We start from the raw sequence: 23,054 nt of genomic DNA, 5'->3' as shown, positions 1-23,054 counted from the left end.
TTCTTATCATCTGAAGTGAAATCCTTATGAGGCTCCTTACCAAATTCTTTCTTATAATCTTTTTTGTATTCCTTTTTATATTCTTTCGTATCTGCTTTTTTATAGTCCTTGTTTTCATTTTTTCTGGAATTTTTATTTTCTTCTTTTCCGAAGTTTTTGCTTTCTACTCTTCTGTAATCTTTACTTTCTTCTATTCCAAAGTTTTTGCTTTCTCTTCTGTAATCTTTATTTTCTTCTTTTCCAAAGTTTTTGCTTTCTCTTCTGTAATCTTTATTTTTTTCTTTTCTAAAGTTTTTGCTTTCTCTTCTGTAATCTTTATTTTCTTCTTTTCCAAAGTTTTTGATTTCTACTCTTCTTCTGTGATCTTTATTTTCTTCTTTTCCAAAGTTTTTGTTTTCTACTCTTCTGTAATCTTTATTTTCTTCTTTTCTGAAATTTTTATTTTCTGAAGCTTTATTATCTTCTTTTCGAAGTCCTTTACTGTCTTTCTTTTTATCAGTTTTCTTCAGTTCCTTATCTGCACGTCTCTTATATTCTGATTTATTGCTTTCTTTCGTACTCGTTTTGTTACCCGATTTATAGTCTTTATTATCTTTCGTGTCTTTTCTGGTATCGTTTTTCATTACTGTTCCAGCAACGTTATTCCGTTCATTTCTGGCTTCTTTTGCACTATCGTAATTTGATTCTGCTGTATTAACAGAATCCCTGATAGCTTCTGTAAGACCAGTAATTTCCTTTTCTGTTACATTACGGTATCCGCCTGTTTGGAGGTATCCTAAATGTATATTCATAACGCGAATTCTTTTCAGTGTCTGAACTCTAAAGCCTAAATATTCACACATACGTCTTATCTGGCGGTTTAAGCCCTGGGTTAAAATAATCTGAAAGGTATATTTATCCAGCGCTTTAATGACACAAGGCCTGGTTACCGTATCCAGAATCGGTACTCCTTCTGCCATTTGCTTTAAAAAATCCGCTGTCAAAGGTTTATCAACTGTTACTACATACTCCTTCTCATGATTATTACCGCCTCGTAGAATTTTGTTAACGATGCTACCGTCGTTTGTAAGCAACAGCAGTCCTTCTGAGTCTTTATCCAGTCTTCCGATGGGATATATTCTTTTATCAAATTTCAGAAAATCTATGACATTATCTTTTTCACGCCTGTCAGTCGTGCATACAATTCCTCTTGGTTTATTCAAAGCAATCAGAACTAATTTTTCTTCTCTTTTAACAGGCTTCCCATGAAGAGATATTGTTTGATCTTTCGTTATTTTCATACCTAACTCGGCCTTAACTCCATCCACCGTCACATGGCCTTCTTCAATAAGTCTGTCCGCCTCTCGTCTTGAACAGGCTCCTGAGTCACTTAGGAACCGATTTAATCTGATACTATCTGTGCTATCGGAATACTCTTCCGTCTGTAGTAATTTTTTTGTTCTTTTTGCCATTGTGGCTCCTAACTAATCTTATATTATTATTTATACATGCTCTTTTTCTTCCATTATTATGATGGAAATATGCTAATTTATTATATCAGTACATGGAAAAAAGTACAAGCACATAAAAATAACAGCGAAGCCATAAATGTCTTGCATTTACGCAATCTTCACTGTTATCAGTCATTATAATTAATATTGTTTTCTTAAAAATATTTAGTGTCTTTATTGATACTTTTATTTATTCATTAGAGGATACATTCTTAGCGGAATCTTCAAGTTTCGTATAAAAGGCTGCTAAAGATTCATCTTTTTTACGAACCTTCTCAAATTTAGTATCAACAGTATCAATCATCTCTGCTACATCCTGTGCTTCTCTTAAAGTCTTAAGATATTCCGTTGTTTCAGCACTATTCTTGCTGAGGTTTATATACAATTTACCATCGTCATTGGTCTTAACATAGTATTCAATCATTCCAGGTGCTGCAGTATCGATTCCAGAGAATTTCAAATCATAATAAACATACACTGCATAGGAACCTTCCTCAGGTCCTGTCTTGATATAAGATTCAATATTTTCATATTTATCAATATACTTTGCTTTTCTGTTAATATCCTTAATATCTATTAAGTCAGTATTATCTACCAGATCTTTAAAATCTTCAACTTTGCCGCCTAATTTTGCATTCAGATATTTTTTAATTAATGTATTGAGCTCTTTGTTCGTACTTTTCTCAAGAGGATTGTTAGCCACAAATAATACGTCAGACTCTGCCTCAGAATTATCTGTTACAGCAGGAGTAGGTGAAAGATCTTCACCGGGAAGTAGTGAAGCTGCGGAAACTGCTGCTTTCGCTGATATATCAGCAGAAGTGCTGTCTGCAACATTAGCAGCTTCCAATTTATCTGCTGTAAGACTTTCTATTTTATTTTCTACGCCGGTAGATTTATCCTGTTCCTGTCTTGTGATTGAAAATGTTATCATTCCAATGCCCATTGTACATACAGTTACCATGGCTATAATCTTTTTATATCGAAGTTTCATTATAATCTCCTTTAAAGTGAACCAATCAATAGTACTAATTAACTAAGTACCATAATAGCAGACATTTAAGAAAATTGCAATACTTTAATTTCATCTTTTGTAACATATTTAATAATTACGTAACATTTGATGGTATAATTTAGCATTTTCTCAATTTTTCAAAAAATTTAAAAAATTGCTTGCTCTTATACAATATTTATTGTAAAATATGGTTATGCATCTATAGCTCAGTGGATAGAGCAGAAGCTTCCGAAGCTTCGTGTCGGGGGTTCGAGTCCCTTTAGGTGCATTTTTTGTTGCCTTTTTTTGAGTTCAAATCCTTAATTGCCTTAAAGTTTATTCTTATTTCTCATTCTCCTATTACTTGATTAATCCGCTCCTACTCTTCCTCCTCTACTTCCCATTCCTCCTCCCAGTTCATAATTTTTGATATATACTCACTATTCGTATTAATAAATTTTGTTGCAAAGTGGTCAGCATCTTTTTCAACATCTTTTGTGAAATTATTTCTTTGCTGCCAGACATGTCTCATTTCATGGGCCAATGAGTGTAATGAATACAGCTGTTTACTCTGATAATCCATTCCATCATCCGTTTGGCTAAATACAAAAATCATTATAATTCCTGATCTTTCAAGATATATTCCTTCCACCTTGCCACACCATATTGTTATATCGAGGAGTATACTGCACCTGTCAGCAGCATGAAATCTTCTTATATAATGTAATATGTCTTTTCTATTTTCACAAATTATTAACTCCCTTGGTAATGCTTTTAAAGCCATTCTTTTTATAATATTGCTTAATTGGTCGTTCGAATAATAAGTTCCTTTATTTTTTATATTCATTCTAATACGTATAATCCAATTATCCTCTTTATGAGGTTATTGGATTATTCCTTTCTCCCAACCTTTTGTTGGGGTAATTCTATTACTCCGTTATAATTATTAAGCACTATGGATTTGTATCTATTTTTTTACAGCTTGACTGTTTCGAGGTGACTCAGACCACAGCTTTTCGTCTTCACTGGTAATTAGTTACCTCGAATTAATTTTATCCATGCACACACACCTTTATATTCAACTTTTTCTCTCTGACCATTTTCATTATATTTAAATTATTCTTATTAATAATAGCCTTAATGCTATCCTATCCTTCATAAAGTAAATTTGCAATGAATTAGTTTAAAATCAAGGAAAAAGACACCCATTCCGTCTGGAAGAATGAGTGTCCTTTAAGTTACTTTATGTAAGCTGCTTCTCTATTATTTCTGTCTCTTTTACAGATGATATCTTTTTCTTTACTGCCGGAACAATATAATTTATTTCTTTACTGACATCCGCTCTGAAGGTATCCATGCTTTTCTTGTGCCTGGGAAACCATTGCATAACATCGGCATGATTTGATCCATAACCAAGAGAATATACCTCACAATGACAAAGGATATCTTTTATAGGATCAAGTTCCAGCTCCTTGCTTAACATGGCAAATAACTGTACCGCATTGTTATATACCTTGGTAAAATACGCTTTATTGGCGTTCACATCATAATTGACCATTGTTCCGCCATTATATGTGTGCCCCTTTGGTTCACACAGTTCTATACCAATCGTGCAATTATTGTAAGTGCCTTTTAATCCTGACCCGACATGCCATCCCTTATAGTTCCAGGGTAATGTCTGAACAATTCGGTCAGCTTCAATAAAACCATGAACCGATACCATAGCGCTGTTAGTGTTCATTTTATTAAAGATAACATTTGAATCAGGCTGTGCTACGCCCAGGGAATGCAGCACCAGCTTTTTAACAGTAATGGTTACAGGTGATGAATAACATCGGTTCCTGGTCATGTATTTTTGGATGATATCCACTATTTATCAGCTTCTTTCTCGGTAAGATTCCTGACAGCTTCAAATGCGCCGGTGCTTGCCAAGCCACTGGCCAATCCTCCCAAAAGGATTTCAGGGGTAAACTCCCAGCCATTAACCCAGACATTCAAAGTAACACCCAATACAGCCATTATAAGAGGTATGTATTTGTTTGGAATAAAATCCAGGCTATGTTTAATGATATAACCTACTGCCAGGCAAATTGCCATTACTAATACTACTACATACTGCAATAAATCTCCCATAATCCGTCCTCTCCTTTTCTTGTTGGCAATTCCTCAAGTTCCTCATAACGATGTGCTATTGTCCGTTCCTGTTTCATATGCCGAATCCCTATACTATTAAACTATATAGACAGCTTGTAGTATCTTAACTCCATATTACCATATATTTACTTTTATTGCAAAATAAAAAGAGGAGTTTCCCTCCTCTTTTTACTACTGCATTCTGATATCGAATCATTATTACTTTTTAGAACTTAACAAAAATTTATTTTATGATTTACCAGCTTTTTCAGCTTCCTTTACTAATCTCGCATAACATTCTTTACATAATGCTCTGTATTTTTCATTACCTCCGATATCTATCTGTTCTCCTTTGGTCATTACTCTGCCGCTCTGATCAAACCGTGCATTGATGGTGGCTTTTTTTCCGCATTTACATACCGTCTTAATCTCTTGTATGCTCTCTGAAAGTTCTACCAGACGTTTGCTGCCCGGAAATAAATGCTGGGTAAAGTCGATTAATAGTCCAAAACACATAACCGGGATTCGAAAAGAAATCTGATAGAGCTCATTAACCTGTTCTTCACTTAAGAACTGTGCTTCATCAACCATGACCACGTCAATTTTGTCCGGGTCGTAGCAGGAATATACGGAACTTTCGCTTCCAAGAGTTATACATTTGCTTTGAATGCCAACTCTTGATTTAATAATATCCTGGCCATCTCTATCATCAACTTGAGGTTTTAGAAGTAATACACGGAATCCCTGTTCCTCATAATTATGTTTGATCATTAATAAATTAGCAGATTTACTACTGTTCATACATCCGTATTTAAAATATAACTTTGACATCATTCCTCCTGCTTTTTCCAGCTCTTTTATAAATTAAGCACTATGTAATATAAAACCTTTCACCCATTATATATGTTCTTTTTTTATATTTCAAGTAAACTGGTCAGACTCTCTTTGAATTTTGAACAAGCCTAAAGGTATTAAAGCAAGTGTCTTTTAGCTTCATTACTATAATTACTTTCGCCATACATATTTAGTTTTCGAAAAAAAGTATCTCCAAGCACTTAATAATGGCTGGAGATACGATTTATTCTATACGATACAGCTATTGGAACATATCATTTTTAGAAACAACCGGCAGCTTGACATAAATATTTAGCTGGCTGTCCGAGCTGTCACAGGTTGCAAGCATTACCTCTTTGATGTCCTTAATCCCCTGGGCGCTAAGTTGTTTCTCCAGCCAGATTTCGTTTTTCCCTGCCCATTGCAGATTGTTTTTTAGTATTTTTCCGTCTATTATTACATTCGACATAGGAAAACTCTGTTCCGGATTAAGATTTAGGTCTTCGGCAGTTACAGGTTTATTCTTTGCCATAGGAAGTATACTTAACTTACCATTTGACTCCAGTATTGCAGTATGAATTTCACTCAGGTCGAAATAACCGTTAACCCGGCACATGGCCAGAAATTCATCCACGTCAATTTTTGCTTTCAGCATATTTTTATTATAGAGCTTCCCGTTCTGATACATTATCAGAGAATGCCCTTCAAAAAACCTTCGCAGAGTAATCGATTTACAGGTTAATAAGGATATAACAAAACATACTGCTCCATAGATAACCATTGCTAATAACGGTCTTCTAAAGTCATCCTCCAGGGATGTTGCCATTTCTGCTGCAATGGAACCTATCGTTATACTGGTTATATAATCAAACATACTCAACTCGGACATTTCCCTGTCACCCATAAGTTTCGTTAGTATAAAAAGTACCGCAGCAGAACTTAAAGATAATACTGCTATTTTTATTAAGTCCATCTATTTGCTCCTCCTTAGGAATAAAACACTTATATTCTCAATAAACTTAGGATGCACAAATATATGGGAATTATGAAAATTTCACTACAATTTTCACATTGAAGTTATTTCAAATATAAAACTTATGCTTTTATGATCCTCTGCTCGTCAGCCGAATAATAATAAACGCTGTCAGACAAGAAATCTTCTTCCGCCACCTGTGTTAGATTCACCTCTTTAACCATTTGTGCAAGTTCCTCTTTCCCAATAAATCCGTCATCTTTCATAACTATGATTTCATGAATACTGCTTGGAAGGATAAAGAGATTGCTGTTCAGTTCTCCTGCCAAAACAGAAATTACATCTTTGTACAGCAAGCAGCTGGCCCCATTGATACCAGTGTTATTCGAAACGACATACATAGGATTTACATCCTCCTCCGTTGCCAAGGAAAAACCACGAAAAATTTCCTCCATTGTTCTGATGGATGCAGGAAAAATCCGAGGAGTATTATCTTTGGCAACCTCTGTCAGTTTTTTAATATTAATCCCCCAAAGTTCCAGATGATGATTTGTTATCCTTAACGAACTGATATAATCCATTTTATTCTGAACCAGGCAATGGAAAGTAATAGTCAGATCCAGAAAGGGCAGAAAGGGTATATCACTTAATATAATCTCATTTTTCTGATAGTTGACCAACCGGAAGAATATATTATCTCTAATCTTATCAAAATCCTCCAGCATTTCCGCCTCCGGCAGATTATTCTGGGCAGCTTGCCTGTAAGCCTGTATAAACTCCACTGCAATCGTCTCAAGTTCCATGTTTTTTATGTATTTCTTGTAATACCTCTCCAGGTAAATGCTATGCGTTACCCGTTCCTCCTTTTTCCTGACTACAATACCTTCTCTTGAACCTCCATTATTTTTGGTAACAGTGTGAAGATATAATTCAAATTCTTCACCTAGCTGTGAGCTTACAAGTTCTTTCAGTTGTACTGCAAATGAACTGAAATCTAACTTTTTCAGATTTCTCGGCATATAACTCTCCTTTATTTGTTTTATTAATAAACAGCAAAGGAAGCTGAACTTTCCTGAGCCGTTTCTTGCATTATAGGTCAGTATTGTCTGGGTATTGCGGAAATGAAATGTGATAGCATTAGAAGTAATGAGAAGTTTTTAGACTGATTTAGCAAATTACTGAAATTACATTGCTTTTGTGTTTATTCCTTTTGATAATTTTAAGTTTGATGATTTCGTTTACTTTTAATTAATTATATTACGTTTCATGATTTAACATTTGATGATTTCATTGAGTTATTTAATAGGATGATACTTACAGGATGATAACTATAGATAAAAAGATTACTCCCAGATAGTTAAACTTGACTTATTAAGTATGATAACAGATAACCAGAAACTGTTCAAGAAAATCATGGAAATAATTCTTCACAAAATTCCTCTCACTTTTTCGTCAGATTTACTTTACTCACGCTTTCAATACTGCCGCTTAAAGCAATACAGACCTGTGCCGGCAAATAAAACATCCACATAGCTACTTCTGCGAATTGATATAGTTTATGAAAAATTTCCTGATCTATGGCAATAAAACCTTCCAGATTATAGATACCTACATTAATATCGCAAAAAATAAATAAAAACATTCCCAGTGAGAAGATAATTGATTTTGAACTTTTGCATTTGTTCATATGAATAAAGGACCTTATAACATTGTGAAGTATGGTAACAAAATAAAAACTTGCCACATAAAGCAGCAGCTTATCAGATAATTCTGTATTCTCATTCATAATACCTAATAGCTTTAATATAGTTAAAGCCCCTGCCCACAGTAATAAATTTAATAAAGATCGATAGATTAAAACTGCCCCTCTATCCAAATACCACAGTCTTAGGAGATAGATAAGCTGCACTATTGAAAATGAAAGCATGCCAAACGTAAAACTGTTAGTAAAAAGTAAAAAATAATCTGATAAGCCGGTGAAAAACAGAGCAGCAGCAAGGATTAGTGTATCTTTTTCTTGAAGCAGTATAAAAACAATTACTGAATATAATAAACACAACAGCACTGAACTGTATTTTAGCCAAGTAATCGTAGTAATCTTTAAAGAGCCGTTTATATCTCCTGTCATAAAACTTACATAGATAGTTAACTCTGTTAGTACATAAAAAAATGTCAAATATAATAGCATCGATTTCTTATTACTCATTGTTCTTCCTCTTTTAACTATTAAGTCTATCGTAGTATCCTCTTGATTTTAATTCATAATTCATTTTCTAAATAATACGTAATTTGTTGCACTTCCAATTTTATCGTATATGCTTCATTCCCAAAGAACAATTACATTAATTTACAGAATGCAATAGAATTAATCTCAATAATACCCCTATTGCAAGGATCTGTCTTACTCCCTTTCATATTACACTCATTCATTCTTGATTATAACTGATATGGAAGTATTGTACACCACATATTTAAGTTATTACTAGATAGAATAAAATTTATTTAAATAAACAATAGACAGGTAATACAAAAGAACTGTTATAATGCGGATGGAGTGTTGAAAAAAGAAGCTCAAAATTGGATGTGACATTTTTACAAGTACTTCTAGGATAGAGGAATAAAGGAGGTACTAAGCTAAAAATCTATCCCTCTAAAGGAAAGAATACGCTGATCCAATAGCAAAGAATACATTTATTCTCGAGGGCAGAATGATTTTATCTAACAGCAATGAATACATTTATTCTTGAGGAAAGAATAGGTTTATCCAACAGCAATGGATAAATTTATCCTTAAAGGAAGAATGGATTTAACTTAACTCACTCTATACTTTGTGTACCTTTTCATGTATAATATTCCCATATGACTATCAGCCATTCTCCTTATTGCATGAGACAAACAAACTACATAAATTCTATCTATTTAGGAGGCATTATGATACAGGTTAAAAATGTAACAAAAAAATATGGTAAAACCATTGCCAGCAATGATATCAGCCTGGAAGCCGGTGATAGAGAGATCACTGTGCTGCTCGGTGCCAACGGCGCCGGTAAATCTACCTTGATAAAGAGTATCTGTGGACTCTTGCGTTTCGATGGTACTATTATGATTAATGGTTATGACAACCATAGTATAGAAGCGAAAAGAGAATTAGGTTATGTACCGGAACTTCCGGCTATGTACCCGATGCTTACCGTTGAGGAACATCTTCAATTCATAGCCAGGGCATATCGCCTAAAAAATTGGGAGGACTATGCAGAAGAACTCTTAACTCGTTTTGAGCTGGCAGATAAACGTACCAAATTAGGACAGGAACTGTCAAAAGGAATGCAGCAAAAGGTCAGTATCTGCTGTGCTCTCCTACCCAATCCCAAGGCAATTGTTTTTGATGAACCATTTGTTGGGTTAGACCCACATGCTATAAGAGAATTAAAATCAATTATTACTGAATTGAAGGCCGAAGGGAATTCCATTATCATAAGCACACATATGATTGACAGCATGGAAGAGACTTGGGATACAACACATATCATGAAAGATGGAAGGATCATGGAGAGCAAAAGACGAAAAGATCTGGACAGTCAGAGCAGTCTGGAAGCCTTGTTCTTTTCCATAACCGAAGGCAAATAAATTAAGAACACAGATAGGAGTAATTGTGAACAGTATAATTTTTTTAATAACAAGAACTTTAAAAAATAAATTTAAAAATATGCTACGGAAACCATCTATGGTTATCTTATACCTTTTTATTCTCCTGTTCTTTGGGTATTCCATAGTGCTTACCGTTTTAACCACTCCTGCACTTCCAACAGAAGCCAAACCCCAGTGGTTGCTTGTATTTTTTACCGTTTATCTGATGTTTTTCTACTTTGGAGGTATTTCAAAGGGATTATCCTCTGGCAGCAGTTTCTTTGAAATGAGTGATGTAAATCTGCTCTTTGGTGCACCTGTTAATCCAAAGCAAATCCTTGGTTACGGTATATTATCACAGGCTGGAAAAAGTCTTATAGGAGGATTATTCTTACTGCTGCAAGGTACTACCTTTGCCTCCTTAGGTCTGAATACAATCCATTTGTTCCTTTTCTTTGTTGCATATGTATTGGCACTTTTAATCTGTGAATTTATGTCTCTGGCAATATACATGATAACGAATCAGCAAGAACGTCGTAAAAAGATAGTTAAAATTATAGCAATATTACCGATAGCAGTATTGGCTGTTGAATACATTAGAAAATATTTAGAATTAGGGGATTATAAAGAAACTCTCTTTTATATTATTGAGAAAGGTAGTTTAAAGCTGCTTCCAATAGTGGGCTGGATTACAGAAAGCCTTCGTACCTATCTGGCAGGGAATATGGCAGGTGCAGGTTTTAATCTCTTACTCACTTTGCTTCTTGGTATCTTTTTTATAGCTGTAATTATCTTATATAATTCCGATTATTATGAGGATGTATTAGTGGCTACCGAAACCTCCTTTGAGAAGAAAAGAGCACTTACAGAAGGCAACATCAACGCTGTTGGAAAGACTCCAAAGAAAATTAATAAGGGAAATAAACGTCTTGCCGGTTTTGGTGCACAGGCAATATTATATAAGCATCTTTTAGAGTCCTCGAGAAATAATCGACTTTCTTTATTGGATGGCAGTTCATTATTTATGATCGCAGGTGCAAATATAGCTGCCTATTTTAACAAAGAAAGCATGACCATGCTGATCATTTTGGCGGTTTCCTTTTATCTGCAATGTTTTCTCATCGGTACCGGTCGGGGTTTAAAGGAACTCTACACTCACTACATCTACTTAATACCGGAATCCTCCTTTCGTAAAATTATCTGGAGTAACGGTGAAATCATATTAAAACATATACTAGAGAGTTTCCTTATGTTTCTGCCTGCACTTATTTTTACAAACTGGAATCCTGTAATTGCTTTGCTATGTGCCATAGCACGCAGCTGTTTTTCAATTTACCTGATTGCTGCCAATATGTTTTCTCAGCGAATCTTTCAGAATATTATTAGCCAGGGACTTTTATTGTTTATCTATCTTTTCTTTATTATGTTTACAATGGTACCTGGATTTATTGCTTTCGTAATTGCATACACGGTAAACGCCTTAGGTATTGGACTTATTCTGTTAAGTTTATGGGAAATTATTCTTGCAGCACTATTTTTCTTTTTCAGCCGGGGGGTACTCCATGCTTCCGATATGCCTACCATGCAAAAGAAGAATTGATAATAATAAGAGATCTGGATTTTATCAATAGAGATCAGTAAACTTCAACATGAAAACAATACATGCTCCACTTCATGGCATATATTTGGGTTTTCAAATATATATCATGAAGTGGAGCATGTTTATTGTTGCTTTATTTATTGCTAATAAGAAACGCTTCAGCTTGATTCACTGGCAAAGCTTCGCTGTATAAGAATCCCTGAGCCCTGTTACATCTTGCACTTTTTAGGAATTCCTCCTGTTCACTGCTCTCCAGACCTTCAGCTGTAACTGTAAGATTCATACTTTGTACCAGTGCTATGGTTGACTCTATAATACTCTTATTAAATTCATCGGTAAAGAGGGTGTCCAAAAAGCTCTTATCCATCTTTATGCTGCTGATGGGATACAGCTTTAGATAATTCATGGAGGAATATCCGGTACCAAAGTCATCCAGCGCAAAGGAAATACCCAGTTCACTTAAGGCTTCAATAACTGATTTTGCATGTTCACTTTCCTGCAGAGCAACTGATTCGGTAATTTCCAGTTCAACATTTGCAGGATTTACTCCAGTCTGCTCAATCACTTCTTTTACTTTGGAATAGAAATCATTATCCTTTAACTGTCTGACAGACACATTAATACTCATGGTCAAATCGTTATAACCTTTATCCTGCCATTCCTTTAACTGTTTTAAAGCTTCTTCCATAACAATAATACCAATTGGTACAATCAGACCTGTTTCTTCTGATAGGGATATGAATTCAGAGGGTTTTAATATTCCCTTTTCAGAATGATCCCATCTTACCAATGCTTCAAAACCAGTTACCTTGTCTGTGTTAAGGTCAATCTGAGGCTGATAGTATACGATAAATTCACGTTTTTCTATAGCGCGTCTCAATTCCGATTGATTTTGTATTTTCTCCATTAGCCTCTCATTCATAGCAGGCTTAAAATATGCAAAGGTGTTCTTACCGGTAACTTTTGCTGAATACATGGCAGAATCGGCATTTTTAAGCAGCACCTGGGTGGTCTTTCCATCTTTTGGCGCCATTGCAATACCGATACTAACAGTAACAAAATATTCTTTTAAGGATAATACAAAGGGGTATTCAAATACTTTAAGAATCTTCTTTAGTTTATCTTCGTATTCACCGATATCTGTAAAATTTTGTGACAGTATGATAAATTCATCACTTCCAAGTCTCGCCAGAAAATCGTTCTCATCGATGGACTGTTTGAGCCTGTGGGTTATGTCTATTAAGAGCTCATCCCCATAGGAATGTCCGAGATTATCGGTAATCTGCTTGAAATCATCCACATCGATATACATTAATGCTACCACTTCTTCATTTCTCAGTGTTAACATAACATTATCTAAAAGTTCCGTAAGTGCATAACGGTTCGGCAGCTGGGTCAGTAAATCTGAATAGGCTAATTTCTTGAGTTTTTCATTATTTTTTCTTAGTTCTTCGTTTTTGGTCTGCAATTGGTTCTTGTTATTAACGGCTTCTTCAAAGGAAATTTCGAGAGTACCAAATTCTTCTTCCAAATACTTCTTCTGTCCGTCCAGTGTTTTGAAAGCTTTACTCTTTCTATTATGGATGATTGCAAATACGATTAGGAGAAGTACACATACACCAGTTGAAATAAATATCATATTACCTGTTATGTAAGGTAATACATATACTTTCTCCCCTCCCTGTATCTCGAGACTAATCATATCAATTAACATTCTTGTACCCCAATTTTCTTGGGCTCTCCTTCTATATTGAGCCTGTTTTACAACATATTATACCAACAAACAGCTCTTATAGCAATCTTTTTTTACTTTTTGCACAGTTTGCACAATCAATCAAGGCCTAATTTTAAGCTTATCGGACTGTCCGGACATTTTTGCATCAGAAACTCTGAAAGCTTACAGCATAATAACGACTGAACATATAAAGATAAATCAACACAGTAAATTGCAACACTTCTTTCCTCTAAGTTTAAAACAGAAAAGGTTCTAAAAAATGTTGACATTTTTCAGAACCTCGGTTCTATACTGTTATTACTATTTATTACTTAAATATTCATCCATTGCTTTTGCCGCTTTCTTACCGGCACCCATGGCAAGAATAACCGTTGCCGCACCAATAACTGCATCTCCACCAGCAAATACACCTTCTTTTGTTGTCTTTCCGGTTTCTTCATCTGCTACGATACAATTATATTTATTCAGGTCAAGGCCTTCTGTTGTTGATGAAATCAAAGGATTAGGACTTGTGCCCAGGGACATGATTACGGTATCTACCGGCAGCTCAAATTCAGAATCCTTTTTGGGTACAGGTCTTCTTCTGCCAGATGCATCCGGCTCTAAAAGCTCCATTTCTTCACACTTCATTCCCTTGACCCAGCCATTTTCATCCACAAGGATTTCTGTAGGATTCGTAAGGAATTTAAAGATAATACCTTCTTCCTTGGCATGATGTACTTCTTCTACTCTGGCAGGGAGTTCTTCTTCACTTCTTCTATAGATAATATAAACCTCTGCTCCAAGTCTTAATGCTGTTCTGGCAGCATCCATTGCTACATTTCCGCCGCCCACTACTGCCACTCTCTGACCTGCAGCAATAGGTGTATCATATCCGGCCTCAAAAGCCTTCATAAGATTGTTTCTGGTGAGGTATTCATTGGCAGAAAATACGCCATTTGCATTCTCACCAGGAATTCCCATGAATTTTGGAAGCCCTGCTCCTGATCCGATAAATACAGCCTCAAAGCCTTCCTCTTCCATCAATTCGTCGATAGTGGTAGATTTTCCGATAACTACATTGGTTTCAATCTTAACACCAAGTGCTTTGACATTTTCAATTTCGCTCTTAACAACTGTCTCTTTTGGCAAACGGAATTCAGGAATACCATAAACCAATACACCACCAGCTTCATGAAGTGCTTCAAAGATAGTTACGTCATAACCTGCTTTGGCAAGATCCCCTGCACAGGTTAATCCGGCAGGTCCGGAGCCGATTACCGCCACTTTTTTATTCTTCTGCTCTGTAGGCATTTCAGGTTTGATTCCCTTTTCTCTTGCCCAGTCAGCTACATAACGCTCTAATTTACCAATGGAGATGGGTTCTCCTTTAATACCTCTGATGCATCTTTCTTCACATTGGGATTCCTGAGGACATACACGTCCACAGACAGCAGGCAGAGCAGAATAATTGCTTATAACTTTGTAAGCTTCCTCTACATTGCCTTTCTCAACCTGGTTAATAAAGCCCGGAATATCAATACTCACAGGACATCCACCAATACATTTGGCATTTTTGCATTTTAAACATCTGAGGGCTTCTTCTTTCGCCTCAGCATCGTTATATCCTAAACAAACTTCTTTGAAGTTATGTGCTCTTTCTTTGGCATCCTGCTCTCTTACAGGTGTCTTCTTCAATACGTCCATCTTTTAGCTCCTATCTGTCTGCGGGGTCATCACTGCAGCCACAGCCGCCCCCTTTGTGGGTTGCTCCTTCTTTTTCCTTTAAGATAGCTCTGCCTTCCACAGTCTTATACATCTGCTGTCTCTTCATGGATTCATCAAAATCCACTAGATGTCCATCAAATTCAGGTCCATCTACACAGGCAAATTTAACCTTGCCACCAACAGTCAGTCTGCAGGCACCACACATACCGGTTCCGTCTACCATTATGGGATTCATACTTACAATAGTAGGAATACCAATCTCTTTGGTCAGTATACAGACAAATTTCATCATGATTACAGGTCCGATAGCAATAACCAGATCATAGTGTTTACCCTGATTATTCACAAGGTCTTTTATACAGTCATTGACATTTCCTTTAAAACCGTAGGAGCCGTCATCGGTTGTCACATAAACATTCTTTGCAACTTTCTTCATCTCATCTTCCAGAATTATAAGGTCTTTGTTTCTGGCTCCGATAACGCAGTCTACATCATATCCCTGTTCTTTCATCCATTTAACCTGAGGATAAACAGGGGCTGTACCAACACCACCTGCAACAAAAAGAATGCTTTTCTTACGAAGTTCAGCTTCGGGTTCGTCGATCAGTTCGGATTTTCTTCCCAAAGGACCTGCAAAATCCCTGAACTCATCCCCTACTTCATACTCAGCCATACGCTTGGTTGAAGAACCTAAAGCCTGAAATACAATGGTAACGCTTCCAATTTCACGATCATAGTCGCATATGGTCAAAGGAATACGTTCACCCTTCTCATCCATCTTAACAATTACAAACTGCCCTGGATAACAAGATTTCGCAACTCTTTTCGCCTCTATATCCATTAAGTAAATATTCGGTGCCAGGGTTTCCTTTTTCAATATTTTGTACATTACCTATTCCTCCTACTGAGCTTCTCCGTACAAGAAAATTCCTGCATTTTTATTTCATCCGCTATGAGAACGTAATACGTTAACTTGCTATAAAGTATTAAACAAAATATCTCTTTGCCATAGTCAATACAATATGTACAGCTAAACCTCACAAAGAAAATTTAGATTAATTGATATAGTTGCAATCTTTATATTTCGTTAAACATATACATTTAACATAACATCCTATGTTAAATAATTATCAATCTCTACACAGCAGTTTGCTCTAGTAAAATACATTATAGATTATCTGCTCAAAAAAATCCACCCCTTTCCTTTAATTGCAGTCAAATGGTCATTTTTATATAATTTTGAAAATCTCTCAGTTATTTTGTCGTTATATTATACAATTTTCCTATTAGTCACAAACTAATCGTTATATTTTTATCAATCAAAGTTTTATCCTCCTAACAATCATTCTATTAATTTCTAAATTTAATGTGAATATAAGGGTTATTCTTTATCTCAAATTATAAATACTAGATGTTTTACACAAAATAAGGTATAATAAAAATCGGGGAAAACAGCCAGCTGTTCTAAAAACAGTCGCAGGCTGCGAAAAGTTATTATGAAAGAAAAGCGTTACTACAGTATTTCATTTGGAGGTGTGTGAAGCGCACTGTTTGATACTCTATAAATAACGCTTTTTCAATATCTTGATATTTAAGTGCGTTCGTGCGCACAGATGGGAGCTTATATGTATAACATTTTAGTTTGTGATGATGATAAAGAAATTGTTGATGCCATACAGATCTATCTTAGTGCTGAAGGCTATAATATTATAAAAGCTTATAACGGAATTCAGGCCTTGGAAACGATAGAAGCCTCAGAAATCCACCTGGTTCTTCTGGATATCATGATGCCTGAGATGGACGGTATCCGGGTTACGATGAAATTACGGGAAAATAACAGCACTCTCCCTATTATATTACTAACTGCCAAATCCGAAGACAGTGATAAGGTGTTAGGTCTAAATGTCGGTGCCGATGACTATATCACCAAACCATTTAATCCACTTGAGCTTATAGCCAGGGTGAAATCTGCCCTGCGAAGATACACAAAGCTTGGCAGCATCGTATCAGAGGAACAGAATATCTATTCCTCCGGCGGTCTGGTAGTAAATGATGACAGAAAGGAAGTCTATGTCGACGGAGAGCTGATCAAGCTTACTCCGATAGAATATAACCTGTTAAAACTCCTGGTTAAGAATAAAGGGAGAGTTTTCTCTATCAATGAAATCTACGAAATCATATGGAATGAGCCTTCTTATGGTGCGGATAACATCGTGGCTGTGCATATACGCCATATCAGGGAAAAGATTGAAATCAATCCAAAGGAACCCAAATACTTAAAGGTAGCCTGGGGTATCGGATACAAGGTAGAGAAATACTAATCTTATTTTAGAAAGGCTGCGGTACTTTATGAATAGAATTAAAGGTTCAATGTATATAAAAATATTGATACATATCGTCCTGTTTCTGTCCGGTCTTACCCTGACCATTGGGACTTATCATATTTTTAAATATCTTGATTCCTATACTACAAATACTTCTGACTTTAAAGAGACTTCTGAATTCCAGAACAAATATCTGAAATATGTAGAGCGGGTTGCCGTATATGTTGACTACAGAGAAAAGGGCTACTCCGGAAGTATTGGGTTTGATCCATCTTCAACAGATATCTCCTCTCTTTTTGAAAAAGAAGTGGTCAATCCAAAATCGAAAAAGAAGAATACGAACAATAAAAGCGAACAGGAACAGTTCGATTATTATAATGCCATACTCAATCAAACCAACAGTAATTTTCTGTATTATGTAAAAAACGTAAAGACTGGAGCCGTTTATACTTCTGCAGCGCTGGAAAACAAAGTTTATAAGACCAATGAAGAAGGTAAGGATAAAATGACCCAGAAGGAATATCTGGAGCATGTAAAAAAGACAAACAATGCCTACCTGATCATTAATACAGAAACAGAAAAATATGCCACCAATGTAAACCGTAATTATCAGTCTTTAAATGATGAAAATTTAACCTGGGTAATGGACTACATCCGGGGGGTTGTCATAAACAGCGAGGACGAAACAGAAACCAATCGGGGCGAATATATTATTTGTACAACCATTGTTAATAACTTTCCAAACAAAGCGGATGAATTCGGTACGATGTACCATCATTTTAATACCCTTTATCGAAATTATACGAATTCGCTGCATCCCGTTCCCATATCCTTTGCATTGCTTCTGGTCTTTTTTATTTTAATTGTCTTTTTTGCCGGACATTCAAATAAATCCGATCAGGTTACACTTATAGGCTTTGACCGTGTTAGGACCGAGACCGGACTGCTACTTATTGTCAGTGGTATAACTCTGCTCTATTTCCTGGATATTAAATTATGCCGCTATCTGCTGCACGATTTTGGTCTTGACTATTCCATACTGCTTGGAATTGGTTATACGATTCTTTATCCTTTTAGTTTATTTGGCTTCCTGAGTCTGGTTCGAAGATTCAAAAAGAATGTATTTTTTACCAATTCTTATCTTAACCTCTTTGGTATGAAGCTGCGTTATTTTATTCGGGAATTTATAGCCGGCAGAAGTATTACCTTCCGGTTTGCCGCTTTGATTCTATTTTTTATCACGCTGGAAGTAACAGGTTTTATTATTTACAGATATAAGCTGACCCCTTGGCCAGTACCGCTTTTCCTGACAGTCAGCATCTTCGGTTATTTATTCCTCTTCTATGGCCTGATGAAGCAGGTAATTGATTTTAAGATAATCAGCCGCGAGACAAAGAAGCTGGCAGATGGTAATCTAAAGCACAAAATACCTGTGGACAAGATGCATGAACCTTCACTCTCTCTTGCTATCGATATTAATAATATCAGCGAAGGCTTTTCAGCTGCCGTAGAGGAAAAGGTTAAGAGCGAAAGACTTAAAACAGAACTTATTGCAAATGTTTCCCATGATATTAAAACACCTCTTACTTCCATTATAAATTATGTAGATCTCTTAAAAAAAGAAAATCTGCAAAATGAAACTGCAGCAGGATACCTGGAAGTATTATCCGGTAAGACCTGGCGTTTAAAGACTCTTATTGAAGATCTGGTGGAAGCCTCCAAAGCCTCCTCCGGCGTACTGGTATTGAACCTGGAATGCTTAAATTTTGTTGAACTTGTCCGTCAGTCATTGGGTGAATTTGAAGATAAATTCTCCGACCATAATATTGAGCCTGTCCTCACCGTAACCCAGGAACCCATCTATATCATGGCGGATGGAAGAAGTACCTATCGTATTATAGAAAACATTTTTTCCAATGTAGTCAAATATGCTTTAAGTGGAACGAGAGCTTATATTAACATCTTTACCGAAGATGACATGGCTGTTGTATCGGTGAAGAATATTTCCGCCGCCAAATTAAACATCAGCTCAGAAGAACTAATGGAGCGTTTTGTCAGAGGAGATTCTTCCAGAAATACAGAAGGCAGCGGTCTTGGATTATCCATTTCCAAGAGTCTTGCAGCCATTCAGGAAGGAACCTTTGACATAGAGTTGGATGGGGACCTGTTTAATGCAGTCCTTCGTTTTAAAAAGCAGGACCGCTATACCAGTGAGACCAGAATAACAAAAGAAAGTGACATCTTACCTTAAGAGTCACTTTCTTTTATTTGCGAAACTTCTTATCCCTTTGTCCTCAGGATGACTTCCTGTTTATCTCACAATATCACTTAGCTCAAGTATTTAATACCTCAAGATTAAGTTCTGACAAATCTTTTGTCAATGCTAATACATTATTCTTATATCTGTCATCAAAAGTAACTTCCTTGCCAAACCAATCCGGCAGTTTGAATTTTCCCGCTTCTTTTTCAGATTTAAATTCTACTTCAGCAAAGATTAAGCCTTCTAACTCCCCTTCGAATATGTCAAGCTCACAGGTAAGTCCTGCTTCCAGTGGAATCAAGTACCGTTTCTTGGTTATAAGCCTTAAATCCGTTTTCTCTCTCAAATGATAATATGCCTCTTTTGTCAGAGGAAGCTCAACTTCTTCACATACCAATGCAACGCTATCTTCTTTCGTTACATTCAGCCGTGATTTGTAAGTCATATAATAATCCTCGTTGCTTCTGCGAATTCGGATTACCGGATTGGTACACAGATATCCCTGTTCAATATTTTTAACCGGAAAATAGTATAAGTCTTCCGGTAATTTGTTCAATAAAAATTTTCTCTCCGTTTCCATTAAGCTCCTTCCAGGTTACAGTATCTTTTGTCCATTTATAATAAGCTGGAATCTTAGGTTTAGTTTTTGTGCAGCTTTTTTACACAGTACCATACGATCTAAGAATATTTCAAAATAATCCATTACAGAAGAAAACTCTGTATCAATGGTCAGGTTCAGGGTAAGCTTGGTCTTATCCTCATTTATTACCGTTTCTGCTTCCTTAACCGCATAATTAACTCTGTCATGAATATCAAAGCTTGCAAGATCACGGTTTCTGACTCTGGTGTAACGCACATCTGTCTTATCCGCAAGTATCAGGGCCGCCGCCACCTCATTAACGGGAAAGGCAGTACTTTCATCGTGGTTGCCAATGGCTGAGATTATCACTGCGATATCTTCTGCCTCCACACCCTGTCTGTCCAGAATACGAAAGGCCATAACTGCTCCGCTCTGAGCATGGTCTACCCGGTTTACCACATTACCGATATCATGCATATAAGCTGCTATCTGAGCCAGTTCAATGGTTCTCTCCGGATATCCTAAAGTTGATAGAATATATTTCGCTTTTTCAGCTACTATCCCCACATGGGCAAAGCTATGCTCTGTGTATCCCAGAGCCCCTAAGGCTTCATCCGCTTTCTGAATATATGTTCTGATTTGAGGTATTTTCTTAATTTCACGATAAGTTATCACTCTATTCTATTGCCTCCTGTTATCCAACTATATAATATCCTTCCAGTATGAAAATATACAATACACCCAACTGTAGCGATATAATCACTGATAATATCAATTTAAAAGGATAACTCCATTGTAACACTGTCATACTTAAGTTTGGTAAAGCAAATGTAAATTTTATCACCTTACATCACCTGATCACCCTACTTCCATATTGTATCAGATAATATCCATCTTGAAAAGAATTTACCAGTTCTGCATTTATTATTTTACTTGAAAATGCAAAAAAAATATGTATAATTTATTAAGTGACTTTTAGTTGAGATTGCACAAAATCTTAACTGAATGATTGATAAATAATTTATTATCGCGAGGAGTACTTATGAGTATTTTAAATGTTGAGAATCTTACTCACGGATTTGGTGACAGGGCCATATTTAATAATGTATCTTTCCGCCTGTTAAAAGGGGAACATATCGGGTTGGTTGGTGCCAATGGGGAAGGAAAATCTACCTTCATGAACATTGTTACCGGAAAACTTATGCCGGATGAAGGCAATATTCAGTGGGCCAAAAATGTCAGAGTGGGGTATCTTGATCAGCATTCCGTTCTGGACAAAGGCATGACCATCCGAGGAGTCTTAAAATCTGCATTTTCCTATCTCTTCGAATTAGAGAAGAAAATGAATGATCTATGTAATTTAATGGCTGATGCGGATTCGGACAGCCTTATGAATATTATGGAGGAATTTGGTACCATACAGGAAACCCTTGACAATAATAATTTCTATATTATAGATTCCAAGGTAGAAGAAATTGGCCGTGCACTTGGTCTTGATGCAATCGGCCTTGATAAAGATGTAACCGAATTAAGCGGTGGTCAGAGAACTAAGGTGTTATTGGGTAAGCTGTTATTAGAGAAACCGGATATTCTCTTATTGGACGAGCCTACCAACTACCTGGATACCGTGCATATTGAATGGCTGAAGCGTTACTTAAATGAGTATGATAATGCCTTTATCCTTATCTCTCATGATATACCATTCTTAAACAGTGTTATTAATATAATTTATCATATGGAAAATGCCGAGCTGAACCGTTATGTGGGAGACTATGATAAATTCCTGGAAGTATATGAAGTCAAAAAAGCCCAGCTTGAAAGCGCCTATAAAAGACAGCAGCAGGAAATCAACGAACTGCAGGACTTTGTTGCAAGAAATAAAGCCAGGGTCTCTACCAGGAACATGGCCATGTCCAGGCAGAAAAAGCTGGATAAGATGGATGTTATCGAACTCGCAAAAGAGAAGCCCAAGCCTGAATTTTATTTTAGGGAAGCCAGAGCGGCGGGAAGATTCATTTTCCAGACAGAGCATCTTGTAATCGGGTACGATGAGCCCTTATCCAAACCTCTGACCCTGACCATGGAACGCGGTGATAAAGTAGTCTTAAAGGGCGCTAACGGTATCGGTAAAACTACTTTATTAAAAAGTATCATTGGACTGATACCTCCTCTTGAAGGAAAGGTATCCTTAGGTGATTATCTTTACAAAGGTTATTTTGAGCAGGAAATGACAGGTGCTAAGAATAATACCTGTATCGAAGAGTTATGGAAGGAATTTCCTTCCTATTCTCAGTATGAAGTACGTTCAGCATTGGCAAAATGCGGCTTAACAACAAAACACATCGAGAGTATGGTTCGCGTTCTTAGCGGCGGCGAGCAAGCCAAGGTTAGATTATGCAAACTGATCAATCAGGAGACCAATCTTCTGCTATTGGATGAGCCTACAAACCATTTGGATGTAGAAGCCAAAGAGGAACTGAAACGAGCGTTGAAGGAATATGGCGGCAGTATCTTGCTTATATGCCATGAGCCAGAATTCTATGAAGATTTTGCTACGAAGGTATGGGATTGCTCCAACTGGTCTACCAAAATTTAAATAAATGAAAACCGGGTTGTATGGAGTATTATCCATATAATCCGGTTTCTTTCTATCAATGCAGCCTGTTTCATTTCATAATAAGCGGCCTGTTAAACATCATTAATGCTTAAGGAAGAATGTCATTACCAAAGCCTGACAACCAGAAATAACAAAATATTTGAAATAATACCTCTCCCTGTTATATAATAAAGCAAATAG

The 23,054-nt window shown here is 36.2% G+C and carries 18 protein-coding genes, 1 tRNA gene and 1 pseudogene; 6 read left to right on the top strand and 14 right to left on the bottom strand.

Annotated elements, in window-relative coordinates:
- Positions 1 to 692: 692 nt before the first annotated feature.
- Both R2R35_RS24790 and R2R35_RS23505 read right to left on the bottom strand, forming a co-directional pair.
- Positions 693 to 1,451, bottom strand: a pseudogene (locus R2R35_RS24790) (pseudouridine synthase); the annotation flags it as partial.
- A gap of 229 nt (positions 1,452 to 1,680) precedes the next feature.
- Entirely contained in the window at positions 1,681 to 2,484 is an 804-nt protein-coding gene (locus tag R2R35_RS23505) for a hypothetical protein (protein ID WP_317732277.1), read from the bottom strand.
- A gap of 216 nt (positions 2,485 to 2,700) precedes the next feature.
- On the opposite strand from R2R35_RS23505, the gene R2R35_RS23500 reads away from it, so the two are divergent.
- A tRNA-Arg gene (locus tag R2R35_RS23500) sits at positions 2,701 to 2,773 on the top strand.
- 90 nt (positions 2,774 to 2,863) lie between these two features.
- Here the strand turns inward: R2R35_RS23500 and R2R35_RS23495 are convergent.
- The 7 genes from R2R35_RS23495 to R2R35_RS23465 form a co-directional block, all read right to left on the bottom strand.
- A complete protein-coding gene (locus tag R2R35_RS23495) occupies positions 2,864 to 3,331 on the bottom strand; it encodes a hypothetical protein (protein WP_317732276.1) in 468 nt (155 codons plus the stop codon).
- A gap of 396 nt (positions 3,332 to 3,727) precedes the next feature.
- Positions 3,728 to 4,354, bottom strand: a complete 627-nt coding sequence (locus R2R35_RS23490) for a peptidoglycan recognition protein family protein (RefSeq protein WP_317732275.1) — start codon at positions 4,352 to 4,354, stop codon at positions 3,728 to 3,730.
- Positions 4,354 to 4,617 carry a phage holin family protein gene (locus R2R35_RS23485; protein ID WP_317732274.1) on the bottom strand — a complete coding sequence of 88 codons (264 nt, stop codon included), beginning with the start codon at positions 4,615 to 4,617 and terminating at the stop codon, positions 4,354 to 4,356. Before R2R35_RS23485 ends, R2R35_RS23490 begins: the two co-directional genes overlap by 1 nt.
- 249 nt (positions 4,618 to 4,866) lie before the next feature.
- The gene (locus R2R35_RS23480) at positions 4,867 to 5,448 is read right to left on the bottom strand and encodes a thymidine kinase (protein ID WP_317732273.1); all 582 of its coding nucleotides are present in this window, start codon (positions 5,446 to 5,448) and stop codon (positions 4,867 to 4,869) included.
- 265 nt (positions 5,449 to 5,713) lie between these two features.
- On the bottom strand, positions 5,714 to 6,424 hold the full coding sequence (locus R2R35_RS23475; RefSeq protein WP_317732272.1) for a DUF421 domain-containing protein: 711 nt from the start codon (positions 6,422 to 6,424) through the stop codon (positions 5,714 to 5,716).
- A 122-nt stretch (positions 6,425 to 6,546) separates the two neighbouring features.
- Positions 6,547 to 7,443 (bottom strand): DUF5688 family protein, encoded by an 897-nt coding sequence (locus R2R35_RS23470; protein WP_317732271.1) that lies wholly within the window; start codon positions 7,441 to 7,443, stop codon positions 6,547 to 6,549.
- Between the two features lie 422 nt (positions 7,444 to 7,865).
- Entirely contained in the window at positions 7,866 to 8,630 is a 765-nt protein-coding gene (locus tag R2R35_RS23465; protein ID WP_317732270.1) for a lysoplasmalogenase family protein, read from the bottom strand.
- 725 nt (positions 8,631 to 9,355) lie between these two features.
- On the opposite strand from R2R35_RS23465, the gene R2R35_RS23460 reads away from it, so the two are divergent.
- Together R2R35_RS23460 and R2R35_RS23455 are read left to right on the top strand one after the other, a co-directional pair.
- Positions 9,356 to 10,051, top strand: coding sequence for an ABC transporter ATP-binding protein (locus R2R35_RS23460; protein WP_317732269.1), 696 nt, complete (start codon positions 9,356 to 9,358; stop codon positions 10,049 to 10,051).
- Between the two features lie 25 nt (positions 10,052 to 10,076).
- Positions 10,077 to 11,651 carry a putative ABC exporter domain-containing protein gene (locus R2R35_RS23455; RefSeq protein WP_317732268.1) on the top strand — a complete coding sequence of 525 codons (1,575 nt, stop codon included), beginning with the start codon at positions 10,077 to 10,079 and terminating at the stop codon, positions 11,649 to 11,651.
- 133 nt (positions 11,652 to 11,784) lie between these two features.
- Here the strand turns inward: R2R35_RS23455 and R2R35_RS23450 are convergent, their stop codons facing one another.
- From R2R35_RS23450 to R2R35_RS23440, 3 genes are all read right to left on the bottom strand, one after another.
- Positions 11,785 to 13,365, bottom strand: coding sequence for a putative bifunctional diguanylate cyclase/phosphodiesterase (locus R2R35_RS23450; RefSeq protein ID WP_317732267.1), 1,581 nt, complete (start codon positions 13,363 to 13,365; stop codon positions 11,785 to 11,787).
- Between the two features lie 321 nt (positions 13,366 to 13,686).
- Positions 13,687 to 15,072, bottom strand: a complete 1,386-nt coding sequence (gene gltA / locus R2R35_RS23445) for an NADPH-dependent glutamate synthase (protein WP_317732266.1) — start codon at positions 15,070 to 15,072, stop codon at positions 13,687 to 13,689.
- A 10-nt stretch (positions 15,073 to 15,082) separates the two neighbouring features.
- A complete protein-coding gene (locus R2R35_RS23440) occupies positions 15,083 to 15,982 on the bottom strand; it encodes a sulfide/dihydroorotate dehydrogenase-like FAD/NAD-binding protein (RefSeq protein ID WP_317732265.1) in 900 nt (299 codons plus the stop codon).
- A gap of 736 nt (positions 15,983 to 16,718) precedes the next feature.
- Here R2R35_RS23440 and R2R35_RS23435 point away from each other — a divergent pair.
- Together R2R35_RS23435 and R2R35_RS23430 are read left to right on the top strand one after the other, a co-directional pair.
- Entirely contained in the window at positions 16,719 to 17,414 is a 696-nt protein-coding gene (locus tag R2R35_RS23435) for a response regulator transcription factor (protein WP_317732264.1), read from the top strand.
- 28 nt (positions 17,415 to 17,442) lie between these two features.
- Positions 17,443 to 19,668: a sensor histidine kinase gene (locus R2R35_RS23430; protein WP_317732263.1), complete on the top strand. Its 2,226-nt coding sequence runs from the start codon at positions 17,443 to 17,445 to the stop codon at positions 19,666 to 19,668.
- Positions 19,669 to 19,750: 82 nt separating this feature from the next.
- On the opposite strand, the gene R2R35_RS23425 is transcribed toward R2R35_RS23430, so the two are convergent.
- The gene (locus tag R2R35_RS23425) at positions 19,751 to 20,257 is read right to left on the bottom strand and encodes a CYTH domain-containing protein (protein ID WP_317732262.1); all 507 of its coding nucleotides are present in this window, start codon (positions 20,255 to 20,257) and stop codon (positions 19,751 to 19,753) included.
- Positions 20,258 to 20,272: 15 nt separating this feature from the next.
- Positions 20,273 to 20,932 carry an HD domain-containing protein gene (locus tag R2R35_RS23420; RefSeq protein ID WP_317732261.1) on the bottom strand — a complete coding sequence of 220 codons (660 nt, stop codon included), beginning with the start codon at positions 20,930 to 20,932 and terminating at the stop codon, positions 20,273 to 20,275.
- Between the two features lie 367 nt (positions 20,933 to 21,299).
- Between R2R35_RS23420 and R2R35_RS23415 the strand changes: the two genes are divergently transcribed.
- A complete protein-coding gene (locus R2R35_RS23415; protein ID WP_317732260.1) occupies positions 21,300 to 22,853 on the top strand; it encodes an ABC-F family ATP-binding cassette domain-containing protein in 1,554 nt (517 codons plus the stop codon).
- Positions 22,854 to 23,054 lie beyond the last annotated feature (201 nt).

The organism is Anaerocolumna sp. AGMB13020, assembly GCF_033100115.1.
Lineage (GTDB): Bacteria > Bacillota > Clostridia > Lachnospirales > Lachnospiraceae > Anaerocolumna.
The sequence above is the reverse complement of the archived record's forward strand: the minus strand, read 5'-3'. Positions and strand labels throughout refer to the sequence as shown.